This is a genomic window from Sphingorhabdus sp. (assembly GCF_023910635.1).
In the GTDB taxonomy this organism is placed as follows: domain Bacteria; phylum Pseudomonadota; class Alphaproteobacteria; order Sphingomonadales; family Sphingomonadaceae; genus Sphingorhabdus_B.
Window position 1 is genome coordinate 1 of record NZ_JAAVVZ010000027.1, and the last position, 14,297, is coordinate 14,297.

The following is a 14,297-nucleotide window of genomic DNA, read 5'->3' on the forward strand; positions in this document are numbered from 1 at the left end:
GGCAAGAATGGCTTTGAGGGAGATCAAGTCGCCGATCCCATAGTGCACGGCGGCGCGGACAAGGCGGTGCATTTTTATCCCGCGGAACATTATCCCAGATGGATTGCCCATTTTGCGGCGGAGAAATTTGTCCACCCTCTGCTCGACCAAGCGGGCGCATTTGGCGAAAACATCAGCGCGTGCGGGCTTCTGGAGGACAATGTGCGTATTGGCGATCAGTTTCGCCTTGGGCGCGCTATTGTCGAAGTCGCGCAAGGCCGACAACCATGCTGGAAGCTTGATCATCATTTCGGTGTGCATGGCCTGTCAGGTGCAGTCATAAACAGTGGCCGTTGCGGTGGCTATTTCCGCGTGATTGAAGAAGGCGAAGTGGCACCCGGCGACAGCATACAACAAGTGCACGCGGCAGAGCATGATTGGACCGTTGCCCGAACCTTTCATCTTTTGATTGGCGGCGGGCATCGCGCAGAAGGGGCCAAATCACAGTTGCGGGCGCTCGCGACGCTGGAGACTCTGGCCGAAAGCTGGCGGACCAGGGCGGCGAAATTGGCGGGGATGACGAGGGGGTAGCATAGACAGATCGGCATTTCGACTACGCTCGACCCGAACGGTCTGGGTGGTGGTGATTTTGAAAAGTCACACTCCGTCACCCTGAACTTGGTTCAGGGTGACGATTTAAACGGATGCGGTCGGTCTCATCTGTGCTTATGCAATTGCGTCGGGTCGGTCGGACGCAGGGGCGTAGAGCCGGATTCGGGTAACGCGTTTTTCGTCGGCTTCCAATATTTCCAAAGTCCAGCCGCTGGCCTCATGCAACAGCATTTGGCTGATGTCGGGGACTTGGCCGGCGATGACGAAGGCGAGGCCGCCAAGTGTATCTACGTCTTCATCCACTTCCGCCAGCTTCGGGTCAATGGCATCGGCCAGATCGTCGAGTTCCGCGCGCGCGTCGGCTTCCCAGATATCGGGGGCCATTTGCGTGAACAGCAATTCGGGTTCATCGTCATGTTCGTCTTCGATTTCGCCGACGATTTCTTCGACCAAATCTTCAATCGTTACCAAGCCTTCGGTTCCCGAATATTCATCCAGTACGATGGCCAAATGCGTGCGCGTGCGACGCATTTCGTCGAGCAGGGCAAGCACGCTCATATTTTGCGGCACGAATCGTGGTTGGCGAATGAACGATTCAAGGCTTTGGGGACGGTCCTGATCTGAGGCCAGAACCGCGAACACATCCTTAATGTGGATCATGCCGATGATACTGTCCAACGTATCGCGGTAAACGGGCAGGCGGCTGTGGCCATGCTCGGCGAACGCGGCGATGCAATCGGCAAAGCCGGCGCTTTCTTCAATCGCGATAATGTCGCTGCGCGGCACCATGACGTCGTCGACGCGGTGCTCGCTGAAATGGAGTAAATTGCGCAGCATCGTGCGCTCGACGGCGGTCAGGTCGCCATCGGCGTCCGATTGTCCGTTGTCGTCGCTATCTTCCTCATGCTCCGCAATCGCTTCTTCAAGCTGCTCGCGCAAGGTCGGCCCGTGGTCGCGGCCAAAGAACATGGTCTTCAGCCGCTGCCATATTCGTCCGTCGTTATCGTCGTCGGTTGCGGTTTTCGAACCGCTAAAACTGTCACCCTCAGGCATAATGGAAGCGTACTGGCCTCTTAATGGTCGATTTAATCATTATATGGATTGTTAAGGCCTATAGATGCAAGCGCTTTTACCTCAAGCGCCTCCATCAATTCGGCTTCGTCATCCTCGATATGGTCATGGCCAAGCAAATGTAGCATGCCATGGATGACCAGATGCGTCGCGTGATGGGCAACGGGAATGTCTTTTTCTTTCGCCTCGGCAGCGCAGGTTTCATAGGCAAGGATGATGTCGCCGAGCAACATCTCCATCTCCTGTTCGTCACCCTGAACTTGTTTCAGGGTCTTAATTTTCTCGGCGTCTGATAAGAAGTAAGACCCGGAAGCAAGGTTAGGGTGACGGAGCTGTTGTAAGGCATCCTCTTCCAACATCGGGAAACTCAGGACATTAGTCGGCTTATCCTTGTCGCGCCATTCGCGGTTTAAAGCCCGAACTTCGGCGTTATCGGTGAGCTTGATGCTGACTTCTACCGGCGATGGATATTCCGCTAATCCCGGCAAGCCTGCAAAGCGGACTGCTGCATCGACGGCCTTTTCGACTTCACTCTGCCCGAAATCGCTGTTGCCCCAAACCACGCCCATGTCGAGTTCGACATCAATCATGCCCACCCTCATAAGCGTCGACGATCTTTCCGACGAGCGGATGGCGCACAACATCGCTGCTGTTGAAACGGATGGTCCTTATGCCATCGACACCGTCAAGGCGCTGCACCGCGTCATTCAGGCCGGACATGCGTTCACCGCCTGGAATATCCACCTGATGCGGATCTCCGCAAATGACCATGCGGCTGTTCATGCCGAAACGGGTGAGGAACATCTTCATCTGTGCCGCTGTTGTATTCTGCGCCTCATCCAAAATGATGAAGGCATCGGCCAAAGTCCGCCCGCGCATGAACGCGATGGGCGCGATTTCAATTTCGCCAGACGCAATCCGCCGCTCGACCTGTTCGGCAGGCAAGCAATCGTACAAGGCATCGTAAATCGGCCGCAGATAGGGATCGACCTTTTCCTTCATATCGCCGGGCAAGAAACCAAGCCGCTCGCCAGCCTCAACCGCCGGGCGAGAGAGGATGAGCCGTTGCACCGCGCCGGTAATCAACATGGCCACGGCCTGCGCCACCGCTAGATAGGTTTTACCGGTGCCCGCTGGCCCAAGTGCAAAGATAATCTCGTCGCGGGCCAATGCCTCCATATACGGAATTTGTGTGGCCGAACGCGGGACCAATGTCTTCTTGCGCGTGCGGATCATGATACCCGGCGCGTCGGCCGCGTCCTTGCGGACAATGCCTTCTAAAGTGGGTTCAGCGGTCATGGCGATGATGGACTGCACTGCTTCGGTATCGATTTCCTGTCCACGCGATAGGCGGGAATAAATGTCGTTGAGAACGTCGCGGGTGCGGCCAATGGCACCAGCCTCGCCTTCAATCTGCACGCGGTTTCCACGGGCCGAGATATAGACCCCAAGGCGGTTTTCAATCGTAACCAGATTGCGGTCAAATTCGCCAAAAACCGCGTTAATCAAATGCGGTTTGTCGAAGCTCATCTCCAGCCGGGACAAGTCACCGGCTTGCGCTTGGGCTTTTTTTGCCATTCAGGCGGCTGCTCTCATCGTTGGTTCACCCTTCAGGCTAAGCGGTCCAGAATCGGTTATCTTCACAGTAACGATATCGCCGATTGAAAGGTCCGGCGCAAGGACATGCACCGACTGAAGCCAAGGCGATTTGCCGATGAGTTGCCCTGCAAATTTTCCGGGCCGTTCCAACAGGACATCGGTGGCGCGCCCGACCGTGCGATCATTGAACGCAGTCTGGTCCGCCACGATCTGCGCCTGAAGCCGTTGCAGCCGTTCGTCCATGATTTCCATCGGTATCTGGTCGGACATGTCGGCGGCGGGCGTGCCGGGGCGTGGACTATATTTGAAGGAATAGGCTTGCGCATGGCCGACTTCGCGCACGAGGCTTAATGTGTCCTCAAAATCGGCATCGCTCTCACCGGGAAAACCAACGATGAAGTCACCGGAAAAGGCGATGTCGGGCCGCACAGTCCGAACGCGGTCGAGTATGCGCATGTAACTGTCGCGGCTGTGACTACGGTTCATGGCTTTTAGGATGCGGTTGGAGCCGGATTGCACGGGCAAGTGCAAGAACGGCATCAGTTTTTCAACATCACCATGCGCGGCAATCAGCCCTTCGGTCATGTCGTTCGGATGGCTGGTCATGTATCGGATACGGCGAAGCTCAGGTATCTTGTCGAGCGCGCGGATGAGGCCGTCTAAGCCTTGCAGCTTGCCCTTGTCATCTTCGCCATCCCATGCGTTGACATTCTGGCCAAGCAACGTGATTTCACGCGCGCCAGCATCGACTATCGCCTTTGCTTCATCGATCAACTCGGCCCATCCGCGCGAAATTTCCGCGCCTCTGGTGTAGGGCACGACGCAATAGGTGCAGAATTTGTCGCAACCTTCCTGAACCGTCAGAAACGCCGATGGCGGCTGTTTGCGGCGGGCAGGCAGCTTACCAAATTTGTCGAGGCCCGGCAGATCGAGGTCAACCACACGTTCGCCGCGTCCAACTGCGGCCAATATATCGGGCAAGTTGTGATAAGCTTGCGGACCAACAACGATGTCGACTTCGGGTGCCCGGCGGCTGATCTCGCCGCCCTCGGCTTGCGCGACGCAGCCAGCTACGGCAATGACCGGCCTGGTCCCATCCTTGCGGCGCAGGCGGCCAATCTCGGAATAGACCTTCTCCGATGCCTTTTCGCGAATGTGGCATGTGTTGAGGACGACGAGGTCGGCATTCGCCTTGTCATCCGCAGGCGACATGCCCTGGCTTTCGAACATCTCGGCCATGCGCTCGCCATCATAGACGTTCATCTGACAGCCGTAATTTTTGATAGAATAGGTTTTTGGGGAATCCATGCTCATAAGGTGCGCCTATACTATGCGCGCCGCGTTGCCGCCACCCTCCATCGCAGCGCCAATTCGCGCCCGCACTTCGCCAGAAATGGCCTTGCGGTCCGGATAATGGAGCGGATCAAATGGCTCCAGAAAATGCAGGGTCGCGGTTATCGGTTTGAGATAAGACAAAAGTCGCCAGAAATTCTCTGTCACTTTTTCGTCGCCAACCCAGGCCACGCGCGGCGTGTGGCGGCCATAATTGAGATAGACAGGTTGAACGAGCATGCCAGCGGGCGGCGGGACTAAAGCGGCGAACAAAGACGGTTTGAACGGCAAAAGCCCCGATCCATCATGCGTCGTGCCTTCGGGAAAGATGGTCACAGGCTGGTCGCCCGTCATGGCCGCGCGCAAATCGTCAATTTGATTGCTAACGCTGGCACGGTTTTCGCGATTGACGAAGATGGTGTTGTTGATTTTGCACAGCCAGCCAATCAAAGGCCAGCCTTCGATGCCGTCATTCGCCACGAAAGTGCAGCCCGTAACGCCAGACATTATGGGAATATCGATCCAGCTATGGTGGTTTGCGGCATAGAACACATTATTGCGTATGCGGGTGCCAGTGGTGGCTGTCGCAATGCCGCTGGTCCAGCTGATTGAGAGCAAAAACAAGCGCGGCCAAGGCGACGGTTTGCGGGTTATCCGCCAGACATTGTGTAACAGCAAGCTAAAGGACAGGCTTGCAGCCATCAGCAGCAGCCGTGTCAAAAACAAGAACTGCCCCGTGACAAAAGCCGCCGGGTTGCGTCGTTCAATCCTTGCGGTCGATGGCGACGCCATAAAGTTCCATACGATGGTCGACCAAGCGATAGCCCAGCCGTTCCGCAATGATTTTCTGCAATGCCTCAAGCTCAGGGTCGACAAATTCAACGACTTTGCCGGTTTCGACATCAATCAAATGGTCGTGATGCGCCTCGGGCGATGCCTCATACCGCGCGCGGCCATCGCCGAAATCATGCCGGTCCAATATACCAGCCTCTTCAAACAAGCGGACGGTGCGATATACCGTGGCAATCGAGATTTTGGGATCAATGGCCGACGAACGGCGGTAAAGCTCCTCCACATCGGGATGGTCGGTCGCATCGGAAATGACGCGCGCGATGACGCGCCGTTGATCGGTTATGCGTAAGCCCCGTTGGTTACAGAGCGCCTCAATGTCAATTTTGCTATCCATTGGACAAGACATTTAGTGCCGCCCCATGATTCGTCAAAGAAAAAGGCCGGGAGTGTCCCGGCCTTATATTCTTGCGGTTAAGCGAAAAGCTTATCTTACTTTTTTCTTGCGGCCCGAACCCGGCGCGCGTCCAAGGCCAATGGCCTTGGCCAACTCGCGACGCTGCTCGGCATAAGCGGGAGCGACCATTGGATAATCGGCGGGCAATCCCCACTTCGCACGATAATCATCCGGCGTCATGCCATAATGCGTCATAAGGTGACGCTTGAGCATTTTTAGCTTCTTACCATCGTCCAGACAGACGATGAAATCGCGCTTTATTGAATTACGGATAGGAACGGCTGGTTCCAAAGCTGCTTCTACCACAATAGCTGGTTCGGAAATTCCGGACAGTGCCGCGTGTACGTTAGAGATTAAAGTCGATACATCCGACACGGCAACACTGTTGTTGCTAACATGCGCTGCGACAATATCAGCCGTTAACGTAATTAACAGTTCTGCGACGTCGTTACTTTCTTGTGACATTTTACAAACTCCGGACCCAGTTATTATGTTTTTTATAGTGTACAAGCGGTTACATGATTAAAGATACATCGTCAACCAATAGCCAAACATCGACGTTACGTCTATAGTTCCAATAGCAGCGTAATTGCATCGGGACTTATACCGTCGGCATTTTTATAATAATTTTTACGACGCCCAATCGGGGTAAATCCAGATTTAAGATAAAAACCATGCGCATTGTTACCATCGCGAACTTCAAGGAAGATTTTGGTTCGTCCCCCCTGGCGCGCACGTTGGATTGTTTCGGATAACAACAGTTTTCCGATGTTTTGGCCCTGAAGTCGCCGCGCGACGCCAATCATCAACAACTCTTGATGGTCAAGAACCCAGCGGCTCATGGCAAAGCCGCAGACGTCTCCAACGTCTTTAGCAAGCAATAACTGGCAATCGGGGAGCACCAAAGTTGATAGACATTGTGCAGCCGTCCATGCTTCGCCAAATCTGGGGTCGAACGCATCGTTCATGATTGTCATCATGGCCGAAATATCTCCGGCGTCGCCATCAACCACCCGAATCATTTTGGGAGGACTGCGGGCTTTGCGTCTGGCGCTCTGCCGTAGATTGGCGTTGCCGCAAGCGGATGGTCGGCCCGCAAATGCGTCCAATAGCGCGCATCGGGTAGTAGCTCCAGCCAATGGCGGTCGGCACGTTGGGGATCAATGTCGCCTGCCACCACAGTGGCCGTGGCAAGGCTAAACAGATCTGCCGGTAGGACGGAGCGCGCAGGCGCACGCGAATGCCCAAGCGCATCAAAAGCCTCAAAGAAATACTCGCCATGGCCGCCAGTCATGACAACGTCTATTGCCGCGGCTTCGGGCAGCTTTGAACGCCCCATCGCCGCCACCAAAGCAAGGCAACCATAACCAGATACATCAATGTGCCATGCCAGGCCCAAAGCCTTTGCGGCGGCTACACCGACACGAATACCTGTAAAACTGCCCGGTCCGACATTGACCATGACCTGGTCCGCTTTGCCGTTGCCGGGCAGTGCAGCGATGAGGGGAAGCAAGCGTTCGGCATGGCCGCGGCCAATGACCTCATGCGCCGCCGCGATAACATGGTCGTCATCGAACAAAGCGACCGAGCACGCCCGCGTCGCTGTATCGATGACCAATGTCCGCATGACCGTTCGTTGGCCGCTTGATCAGAGGATGCTGTTAAAGCGCTCAAACGCTGGCCTTGGGCTGCGTTCGAAAATGCTCGCTTTGTCGCCATAGCCCAAGGTGCAAATGAAGTTTGATTGCACTTTAGTACCGGCAAAAAATGCCTCGTCCACCGCGGCATTGTTGAATCCCGACATTGGCCCTGTATCAAGCCCAAGTGCGCGCGCCGCGAGCATGAAATATGCGCCCTGCAAGCTGCTGTTGCGGAAGGTGGTTTTTTCGATCAGCGCATCATTGCCGACAAACCAGCTTCGCGCGTCGGCATGCGGGAATAATTCGGGCAGATTTTCGTAGAATTCGAGGTCCATTCCGATAATCGCGGTCACGGGTGCCTGAAGGATTTTCTCGCCGTTGCTTGGCATGCAGCAAGCGGCAAGTTTTTGCTTTGCGTCTTCGCTGCTGCACCAAATGATCCGCGCAGGCAGGCAATTGGCCGATGTCGGACCAAATTTCATCAGGTCCCAAATCTGTTCCAACTGTAAGGGCGACACGGGCATATCCAGATAGCCATTATAACTGCGCGCTTCACGAAAAAGCTGATCAAGGGCAACGTCGTTCAAAGCTTTTGACATGATATTTACTTTCGCAATATTTAATATTTATGCGGCGCGTACTTCTGTGACTTCGGGCACATAATGCTTCAGTAATTGTTCGATCCCGTTTTTCAGCGTGGCGGACGAAGAAGGGCACCCTGCACACGCACCCTGCATTTGCAGGAAAACGACGCCTTTCTGGAAACCCCGATAGATGATGTCGCCGCCATCATTGGCGACCGCAGGGCGGACGCGGGTTTCGATCAAATCCTTGATCTGGTCGACGATATCGGCATCGGCAGGGTCATCCAACGGATAGTCTGCTTCACCAGACGGCACCGAGAAGCCAGCGGTAGCTGGTTTGAACAAAGGCATGTTGGCGCTGAAATGGTCCAACAATATGCCAAGCACGTCGGGCTTAAGGTTTGCCCACTCAACGCCGGATGCTGCCGTCACGGAAATAAAGGAATGCCCGAAAAACACGCCTGTCACATCGCCAAGCGCGAAGAGTGCTTCCGCCAAGGGAGAGGCTTCGGCCTCTTCGGGCGAAGCAAAGTCGCGCGTTCCTGTGTCCATGACCGCACGGCCGGGCAGGAATTTGATGGTGGAAGGGTTGGGTGTCAGTTCGGTTTCTATAAGCATAACCCGCATGTGGTGCGATCGCCGACAAAGTGCAAGCCAGAATGTCTTGACAGCGGCCAAGCCTACGTTGACGGAAAGGGGGGATAAGGAGAGCAAAATTGACAGATCAACCTAACAAAACCGCGTGGATCACAGGGGCATCGTCGGGCATTGGTGAGGCCTTGGCCAAGGCGTTTGTTGCCAGCGGCGGATATGCCATATTGTCAGGGCGCAATGTTGATGAACTGCGGCGCGTTGCAATAGAAACGGGCGCAGCGGAACGCTGTTTGATTTTGCCATTCGACACGGTGGATTATGATGGCCTAACCGGCAAAGCGGCCGAAGCTATCGCGTTTCAGGGCCATGTCGATGTGCTGGTCAACAATGCGGGCATCTCCCAACGGTCGCTAGCATTGGATACCGATTTTTCGGTTTATCAACGGATTGTCGATGTCGACCTGCTCGCGCCCATTGCGCTGACTCAGGCCTTGCTATCGCACATGGTCGCGCGCGGTAGCGGGCAGATTGTGATGATCTCCAGCGTGGCGGGCAAGGCGGGAATCCCGATGCGCACGGCGTATTGCGCGGCGAAACATGGCTTGATCGGCTATGCCGACGCGCTGCGCAGCGAAGTGGCGGGGCAGGGTGTAAATGTCCTTGTCGTCGCGCCCGGTTCCGTCAAAACCAATGTCTCACGCAATGCGCTCAACGCCGATGGCTCCGTGCGCGGCATCAGTGACGCGGCGATCGACAATGGTATTGACCCGGATAAGGTCGCAAGTCGCATTTGGGAGGCTGTGCAGACTGGCAAACGCGAAATCGTTATCGCCGAGGGGATGGAGGCCAACATCCCTATGTTGCGCGCGCAGGACCCGGAAAAGTTGTTTGATATGGTTGAGGCGATGGTCGCGGACGGCTATGCTCGGAAAATATCCGCGCAATAGAGACCCTGAACCTAAGTTCTGCCCGCGCGCAGGGCGGCACCTGCGGCAAAGGGGGACAGCGCCGTTATCGCCAGCGATGTTGCCGCGAGCAACTGCATCGCGTTACCGGGATCTTCGGCGAGGGTACCTGCGCCGAAGATGAGCAACGGGATGGTGATGGGCACCAACAACAACCCGCCAAGCGCGCTCGCACCGCTTAGGCCAGCGGTGAGTGCCGCGATCATTACGGACAGGCCAGACAAGGCAGGCAAAGCCAGCGCAAGGCCAAGGAGCAAAGTGCCCAATTGCGCTTCCGGCAAACCGATGAGCGCAGAGCCGAATATTGTCGCTAAAAGCAGTGGCAAAGCGAAAGCGACTATTTGCCCTGCGATTTTGGCGGTTGCGACAAGTTCATCGGACCAACCGCGCAGGGCAAGCTGATCCAGCACGCCGGATTGGCGGTCGGGCAAAATCAGCCGTTCAATGGGAAGCAGCGTCGCCAACAGTGCAGCGACCCACAAAATGCCGCCGCCAGTCCGCGCGAGCAATGCCTTGTCAGGCCCCGTCACAAAGGGGAATAATGTGGCCACGGCGAGATAAAACACCACGGGAAGCCATAGACCGCCGCCTGTCCATGCCAAGCGCACCTCACGGGCGACCAGAGCAATAAAGGCCTTCATATGGCAACGCCTTGGCTGTCGAGTATTAAACTATGTGCGACATTGATGGAGGGCGGCTGATGCGCGGCGACAAGGACGATCCCGCCCGAAGCCACACGGGCAATAATTGCCTGATCAAGACGCGCGCAGCTTGCACTGTCGAGGCCATTATAGGGCTCATCCATCAACCAAATATCTGCATTTGACGCAAGGACGCGCGCGATGCTGGCGCGCTTGCGTTGTCCCGTCGAGAGAAAGCGGACCGGGATATGAACGAGGTTTTGCAAATCCATATCGGTTAAGGCCGCGTGACGTGCGTCGGCGGATGCGCCGTCCAGGTCTGCCCAAAAGCGGAGTGCGGCCTCCACTGTCACATTGGCATCCAGCGCCATATTTTCGTCCGCAAGCGCCATGCGACCTTCGGAATGGATCGTCCCCGACATCACCGTCAGCAATCCGGCGACAAGGCGCAGCAAACTGGATTTCCCACATCCATTGGCGCCCCTGATCCAGATGACGTCGCCTGCGCGCGCCGCGACCGATAGACCGCGCAGCAATATGCGGTTGCCGCGCATGACCGCGACATTGTCAAGGCTAAGCGATGGCAAGGATGCTTGACGCGAGGACATATCGCGACTTAGGCAGATATTCGTTCAATTGCAAAAGCAGGTTTAGGATATGCACGTTTCAAGACTGGATGACGCCGTCCGCGATGCCGCAATGCGGCAACTGCCGCAATGGACGTATGACGCGGATGCCAAGGGTATACGCCGTATTTTGCGCTTTGCCGACTTTGCCGAGGCATTCGGCTTCATGACTCGCGTCGCGATTTTGGCCGAAAAAGCGGACCATCATCCCGAATGGTTCAACGTATATAACCGCGTCGAAATTTTGCTGACCACCCATGATGCGGATGGCCTGTCGCAACGCGATATTGACCTTGCCGGCAAAATCGACGCGATTACGGCTTAGGCTGCAATCACGGCTTCGTATGCACAATGTCGCCAATTTCGCCCAATAGGCCCAATTGCTTGCGCAAACGGTTCGGAAACCAGCGCGCGAAAAAGGCAAGTTGCTTCGCCAGTTTGTTGACTGGCGTATGCACCTTGTCGCCGTGAATGGCTTCCCACGCCGCAGGGCCAATGATTGAAACGGGGCTGACTTCGACGCCCGCTGACTGAAGTCTTTCCTTGCCCGTCATGTTGCTACTGGCGTCGACATTGCCGATGATGTTGGTATCGATGAATCCGGGCATCAGGCTGCGGGATTTAATGCCGTATGGACGCCATTCAATGTCATGCGCTTCGGCAAGCCCACGTACCGCGAATTTGGTGGCGCTATAAACGCTTAAGCCTGCCGACCCGTAAATACCCGCAGCAGAACTGGTGTAGAGCACGCATGCGTCTGGCGTGTTCTTCAGCAGGTCGAAACACGCCCGCGTGCCGCTGATCACGCCAGTCAGGTTGATCGCGATCATGCGGTCAATATCTTCGTCGGTCATGTCCTGGATTGGGCCGCCAGCACCTATCCCTGCATTGTTGAACAAAACGGTCATATGGCCGTTGGTGTGCTTGGCAAACTCGGCAACTGCCTTTTTCCATTGCGCGCGGTCGGCGACATCCAACTTGTGGCGCGAATATTGGCCCTTTGATAACAAGGCGGCGGTTTCGTCCAAACCTTTTTCATCAATGTCCGCCAGACCGACAAACCAACCCACGTTTGCAAAATACCGCGCGACTTCGCGGCCAAGACCGGACGCGGCGCCTGTAATGAAAATGCTTTTTTGTGCTGCTGACATAATGATGCTTCCTCTCGTGCTCACATGGCTGTCAGCGACATCAATTTGCCTAAAACGTCAACTGTTTATTGCAAGCGCGGTCATGGGCGGATACATCTTGAATATCTATGGAGCGTCTATGTTTCGCTATTGCGTACTTCTGATTTTCGCCATTTTAAGCCAGTTTCCCGCGGCCGTGCGTGCCGAAGTGGTCGCAACTTTTTACAGCCATGATTTCGGCGAAAATTTTCCGCACGCCTTTGTGAGGTTGAAAGGCAGGGTTGATTCAACGGGCGAGGCGGTTGACACCAATTATGGCTTCACCGCTGTCAACGTATCTCCCGCCATATTGATGGGATCAGTCAAGGGCATCGTCGAAACGAGGCGCGCGCATTATGTCGCAGCTAGCCAGCCGCATTTCTCCGTGCAGTTATCGGATGCCGAATATATGCGGTTTATGGCCTTCGTTGAAAAATGGCGTAATCTGCCTGGCAAAAGTTACCATTTAGGGCGACGCAATTGCGTGCATTTTGCGATGGAGGCTGCGGCGCTGCTTGGCCTGAGCGTGAACCGACAAAGCCGTTATTTCAAAAAGCCAAAGACCTTTCTGATCGAGGTCATGGGCCTGAACAAAGGGCTTAAGCCCTAAATTGCCTGAAATCCCTTGGCATAAATATGCCATGTGAATATCGCTGCGGCCCCGCGATGTGGACGCCAGCGGTCGGCGATGACGCGGATTTGCTTTTCCGATGGCCGCGCATCAAGCTTTAGCAAGCGACCAACGCCCTCTTGCACCGCAAGGTCGCCTGCTGGCCAAATGTCGGTGCGGCCTTCGGCAAACAGCAAATATATCTCGGCGGACCAGCGGCCAATGCCCTTGACCTGCGTAAGATAGGCAATCGCCTCCTCATCATCATCGGGCAGGGCATCGAGCGGCAATGCGCCTGAACTCACAAGCTCCGCCAGGGACCGCGCATAGCCCTGTTTCTGCCGACTAAGGCCGCAGGCCCGCAACGCATCGAAATCCTGCGCCAGCAACTGTTCGGGTGGGCATTCCGCGCCCAGTTGGGCCTCTAGCTTGTTCCAGACCGATGCCGCCGCCGCGACGCTGACCTGTTGTCCGACAATCGTGCGCAGCAAGGTGGCGTATCCCCGCTGACTTATCCGTTCGTCAGGATAGCCTGTGACCATGATGGCCTCAGCGATGCCGGGCTCAATCGCGGCCAGCATATCAAGCGCAGCATGCAGTTTTTTCGTCGGAATGCCCATGCGGCTTATACGCCGCGGCGGACGGTGGCTGCGTATAAGGCGATGGCTGCGGCGTTGGACACGTTGAGCGACTCCATCTGTGCGCTGATCGGCAATTTCGCCAATTGGTCGCAATGCTCCTCAATATTGCGCCGCATGCCGTCGCCTTCTGCGCCCAGCACCAGTGCATTGCGTCCCGGTGTCAGCGCCTGATCCAGCGTCACCTCTGCATGGCCGGAAAGGCCGATTCGCCAATATCCAGCCTCTGCAATCTCCTCCAGCGCACGCGCCAGATTCACCACCCGTACCCATGGCGTAATTTCCAGCCCGCCCGACGCGGCCTTTGCCAATGCGCCCGATTCGGGAGGCGCGTGCCGGTCTTGCGTCACAACAGCCACCGCGTCAAAGGCTGCCGCTGTCCGGAATATCGCGCCGACATTGTGCGGATCGGTGACTTGGTCGAGAATCAGCAACGGCCGGTTATCGTCATTCGGCAACGCGAGTGCATCGGTCAGCCAAACCTCCTCCAGCGGCGCAACCTCAAGCACTAGGCCCTGATGCGGCGCGTCTTTCGGCACGAAACGCGCCAGATCGTTCACTTCGGCATATTGCACCGTCAGGCCATCAGGCACGACAATCTTGCCGATTTCCTCCCGCGTGCCCCATAAATTGATGAAGCGGCGTTCGGGATTGTCCAGCGCGGCATAAACGGCGTGCCGTCCGTAAAATTTGGGATTGCCACTGGTAACGGCGGCGCCACGGCGTCGGTGGCTCTTATGTGAAGACATTATATGTACCTGTGCATGAAAAAGAGAAGGTTCTGATGCCCTTTCCCACTTGAGGCATTGACAGGCAAGGGCCGTTTCGCCATTGCGCTGCTTCTTCTGCGGGATCGGCCCTCATGCAAACACATGATGCCCCGCACGAAGATGTGGACAGGTGGCCGAGTGGTTAAAGGCAGCAGACTGTAAATCTGCCCGGTTTTCCGTACGCTGGTTCGAATCCAGCCCTGTCCACCAATTGCGCAGAT

At 56.0% G+C, this 14,297-nt stretch carries 20 protein-coding genes and 1 tRNA gene; 5 read left to right on the plus strand and 16 right to left on the minus strand.

Annotation, left to right across the window (positions count from 1 at the left end; all coding sequences use genetic code 11):
- The coding region (locus tag HEQ34_RS12370) for an MOSC domain-containing protein (RefSeq protein ID WP_296200885.1) at positions 1-570 on the plus strand (570 nt) is incomplete at its 5' end.
- Between the two features lie 135 nt (positions 571-705).
- Here the strand turns inward: HEQ34_RS12370 and HEQ34_RS12375 are convergent.
- The 11 genes from HEQ34_RS12375 to HEQ34_RS12425 form a co-directional block, all read right to left on the minus strand.
- Positions 706-1,644, minus strand: a complete 939-nt coding sequence (locus tag HEQ34_RS12375; RefSeq protein ID WP_296200887.1) for a hemolysin family protein — start codon at positions 1,642-1,644, stop codon at positions 706-708.
- Positions 1,645-1,676: 32 nt separating this feature from the next.
- Positions 1,677-2,252 (minus strand): rRNA maturation RNase YbeY, encoded by a 576-nt coding sequence (gene ybeY, locus HEQ34_RS12380; RefSeq protein WP_296200890.1) that lies wholly within the window; start codon positions 2,250-2,252, stop codon positions 1,677-1,679.
- Entirely contained in the window at positions 2,245-3,240 is a 996-nt protein-coding gene (locus HEQ34_RS12385; RefSeq protein ID WP_296200892.1) for a PhoH family protein, read from the minus strand. Before HEQ34_RS12385 ends, ybeY begins: the two co-directional genes overlap by 8 nt.
- Complete coding sequence (gene miaB, locus HEQ34_RS12390) at positions 3,241-4,575, minus strand: tRNA (N6-isopentenyl adenosine(37)-C2)-methylthiotransferase MiaB (protein ID WP_296200894.1); 1,335 nt, start codon at positions 4,573-4,575, stop codon at positions 3,241-3,243.
- Between the two features lie 9 nt (positions 4,576-4,584).
- A complete protein-coding gene (locus HEQ34_RS12395) occupies positions 4,585-5,385 on the minus strand; it encodes a 1-acyl-sn-glycerol-3-phosphate acyltransferase (protein ID WP_296200897.1) in 801 nt (266 codons plus the stop codon).
- A complete protein-coding gene (locus HEQ34_RS12400; RefSeq protein WP_296200900.1) occupies positions 5,357-5,779 on the minus strand; it encodes a Fur family transcriptional regulator in 423 nt (140 codons plus the stop codon). Before HEQ34_RS12400 ends, HEQ34_RS12395 begins: the two co-directional genes overlap by 29 nt.
- Before the next feature lie 90 nt (positions 5,780-5,869).
- Positions 5,870-6,304, minus strand: coding sequence for a MucR family transcriptional regulator (locus tag HEQ34_RS12405; RefSeq protein ID WP_296200903.1), 435 nt, complete (start codon positions 6,302-6,304; stop codon positions 5,870-5,872).
- 101 nt (positions 6,305-6,405) lie between these two features.
- Positions 6,406-6,861: a GNAT family N-acetyltransferase gene (locus HEQ34_RS12410; RefSeq protein WP_296200906.1), complete on the minus strand. Its 456-nt coding sequence runs from the start codon at positions 6,859-6,861 to the stop codon at positions 6,406-6,408.
- A complete protein-coding gene (tsaB, locus tag HEQ34_RS12415) occupies positions 6,858-7,466 on the minus strand; it encodes a tRNA (adenosine(37)-N6)-threonylcarbamoyltransferase complex dimerization subunit type 1 TsaB (protein WP_296200909.1) in 609 nt (202 codons plus the stop codon). The genes HEQ34_RS12410 and tsaB overlap by 4 nt, the downstream gene beginning before the upstream one ends.
- A gap of 21 nt (positions 7,467-7,487) precedes the next feature.
- Positions 7,488-8,078 carry a malonic semialdehyde reductase gene (locus HEQ34_RS12420; protein WP_296200912.1) on the minus strand — a complete coding sequence of 197 codons (591 nt, stop codon included), beginning with the start codon at positions 8,076-8,078 and terminating at the stop codon, positions 7,488-7,490.
- A gap of 27 nt (positions 8,079-8,105) precedes the next feature.
- Positions 8,106-8,681: a NifU family protein gene (locus HEQ34_RS12425; RefSeq protein ID WP_296200975.1), complete on the minus strand. Its 576-nt coding sequence runs from the start codon at positions 8,679-8,681 to the stop codon at positions 8,106-8,108.
- A 98-nt stretch (positions 8,682-8,779) separates the two neighbouring features.
- On the opposite strand from HEQ34_RS12425, the gene HEQ34_RS12430 reads away from it, so the two are divergent.
- Positions 8,780-9,604, plus strand: a complete 825-nt coding sequence (locus HEQ34_RS12430) for an SDR family NAD(P)-dependent oxidoreductase (protein WP_296200914.1) — start codon at positions 8,780-8,782, stop codon at positions 9,602-9,604.
- Positions 9,605-9,615: 11 nt separating this feature from the next.
- On the opposite strand, the gene HEQ34_RS12435 is transcribed toward HEQ34_RS12430, so the two are convergent.
- Together HEQ34_RS12435 and ccmA are read right to left on the minus strand one after the other, a co-directional pair.
- Complete coding sequence (locus tag HEQ34_RS12435) at positions 9,616-10,263, minus strand: heme exporter protein CcmB (protein ID WP_296200916.1); 648 nt, start codon at positions 10,261-10,263, stop codon at positions 9,616-9,618.
- The gene (gene ccmA / locus HEQ34_RS12440; RefSeq protein ID WP_296200919.1) at positions 10,260-10,871 is read right to left on the minus strand and encodes a heme ABC exporter ATP-binding protein CcmA; all 612 of its coding nucleotides are present in this window, start codon (positions 10,869-10,871) and stop codon (positions 10,260-10,262) included. The genes HEQ34_RS12435 and ccmA overlap by 4 nt, the downstream gene beginning before the upstream one ends.
- Positions 10,872-10,920: 49 nt before the next feature.
- Between ccmA and HEQ34_RS12445 the strand changes: the two genes are divergently transcribed.
- The gene (locus tag HEQ34_RS12445) at positions 10,921-11,214 is read left to right on the plus strand and encodes a 4a-hydroxytetrahydrobiopterin dehydratase (protein ID WP_296200922.1); all 294 of its coding nucleotides are present in this window, start codon (positions 10,921-10,923) and stop codon (positions 11,212-11,214) included.
- 7 nt (positions 11,215-11,221) lie between these two features.
- On the opposite strand, the gene HEQ34_RS12450 is transcribed toward HEQ34_RS12445, so the two are convergent.
- Positions 11,222-12,040, minus strand: a complete 819-nt coding sequence (locus tag HEQ34_RS12450) for an SDR family oxidoreductase (RefSeq protein ID WP_296200925.1) — start codon at positions 12,038-12,040, stop codon at positions 11,222-11,224.
- 118 nt (positions 12,041-12,158) lie between these two features.
- Here HEQ34_RS12450 and HEQ34_RS12455 point away from each other — a divergent pair, with 118 nt between their 5' ends.
- Complete coding sequence (locus HEQ34_RS12455; RefSeq protein WP_296200929.1) at positions 12,159-12,668, plus strand: hypothetical protein; 510 nt, start codon at positions 12,159-12,161, stop codon at positions 12,666-12,668.
- On the opposite strand, the gene HEQ34_RS12460 is transcribed toward HEQ34_RS12455, so the two are convergent.
- Positions 12,665-13,288, minus strand: coding sequence for a DNA-3-methyladenine glycosylase 2 family protein (locus HEQ34_RS12460; RefSeq protein WP_296200932.1), 624 nt, complete (start codon positions 13,286-13,288; stop codon positions 12,665-12,667). The genes HEQ34_RS12455 and HEQ34_RS12460 overlap by 4 nt on opposite strands.
- 5 nt (positions 13,289-13,293) lie before the next feature.
- Positions 13,294-14,055 carry a 23S rRNA (guanosine(2251)-2'-O)-methyltransferase RlmB gene (gene rlmB, locus HEQ34_RS12465; RefSeq protein WP_296200934.1) on the minus strand — a complete coding sequence of 254 codons (762 nt, stop codon included), beginning with the start codon at positions 14,053-14,055 and terminating at the stop codon, positions 13,294-13,296.
- Positions 14,056-14,200: 145 nt separating this feature from the next.
- Here rlmB and HEQ34_RS12470 point away from each other — a divergent pair.
- Positions 14,201-14,286, plus strand: a tRNA-Tyr gene (locus tag HEQ34_RS12470).
- Positions 14,287-14,297: the final 11 nt, after the last annotated feature.

Bases quoted from the DNA above. Each gene is read 5' to 3' on its own strand.
- HEQ34_RS12375 (WP_296200887.1), bottom strand. From the start codon at position 1,644: ATGCCTGAGGGTGACAGTTTTAGCGGTTCGAAAACCGCAACCGACGAC.
- ybeY (WP_296200890.1), bottom strand. From the start codon at position 2,252: ATGATTGATGTCGAACTCGACATGGGCGTGGTTTGGGGCAACAGCGAT.
- HEQ34_RS12385 (WP_296200892.1), bottom strand. From the start codon at position 3,240: ATGGCAAAAAAAGCCCAAGCGCAAGCCGGTGACTTGTCCCGGCTGGAG.
- miaB (WP_296200894.1), bottom strand. From the start codon at position 4,575: ATGAGCATGGATTCCCCAAAAACCTATTCTATCAAAAATTACGGCTGT.
- HEQ34_RS12395 (WP_296200897.1), bottom strand. From the start codon at position 5,385: ATGGCGTCGCCATCGACCGCAAGGATTGAACGACGCAACCCGGCGGCT.
- HEQ34_RS12400 (WP_296200900.1), bottom strand. From the start codon at position 5,779: ATGGATAGCAAAATTGACATTGAGGCGCTCTGTAACCAACGGGGCTTA.
- HEQ34_RS12405 (WP_296200903.1), bottom strand. From the start codon at position 6,304: ATGTCACAAGAAAGTAACGACGTCGCAGAACTGTTAATTACGTTAACG.
- HEQ34_RS12410 (WP_296200906.1), bottom strand. From the start codon at position 6,861: ATGATTCGGGTGGTTGATGGCGACGCCGGAGATATTTCGGCCATGATG.
- tsaB (WP_296200909.1), bottom strand. From the start codon at position 7,466: ATGCGGACATTGGTCATCGATACAGCGACGCGGGCGTGCTCGGTCGCT.
- HEQ34_RS12420 (WP_296200912.1), bottom strand. From the start codon at position 8,078: ATGTCAAAAGCTTTGAACGACGTTGCCCTTGATCAGCTTTTTCGTGAA.
- HEQ34_RS12425 (WP_296200975.1), bottom strand. From the start codon at position 8,681: ATGCTTATAGAAACCGAACTGACACCCAACCCTTCCACCATCAAATTC.
- HEQ34_RS12435 (WP_296200916.1), bottom strand. From the start codon at position 10,263: ATGAAGGCCTTTATTGCTCTGGTCGCCCGTGAGGTGCGCTTGGCATGG.
- ccmA (WP_296200919.1), bottom strand. From the start codon at position 10,871: ATGTCCTCGCGTCAAGCATCCTTGCCATCGCTTAGCCTTGACAATGTC.
- HEQ34_RS12445 (WP_296200922.1), top strand. From the start codon at position 10,921: ATGCACGTTTCAAGACTGGATGACGCCGTCCGCGATGCCGCAATGCGG.
- HEQ34_RS12450 (WP_296200925.1), bottom strand. From the start codon at position 12,040: ATGTCAGCAGCACAAAAAAGCATTTTCATTACAGGCGCCGCGTCCGGT.
- HEQ34_RS12455 (WP_296200929.1), top strand. From the start codon at position 12,159: ATGTTTCGCTATTGCGTACTTCTGATTTTCGCCATTTTAAGCCAGTTT.
- HEQ34_RS12460 (WP_296200932.1), bottom strand. From the start codon at position 13,288: ATGGGCATTCCGACGAAAAAACTGCATGCTGCGCTTGATATGCTGGCC.
- rlmB (WP_296200934.1), bottom strand. From the start codon at position 14,055: ATGTCTTCACATAAGAGCCACCGACGCCGTGGCGCCGCCGTTACCAGT.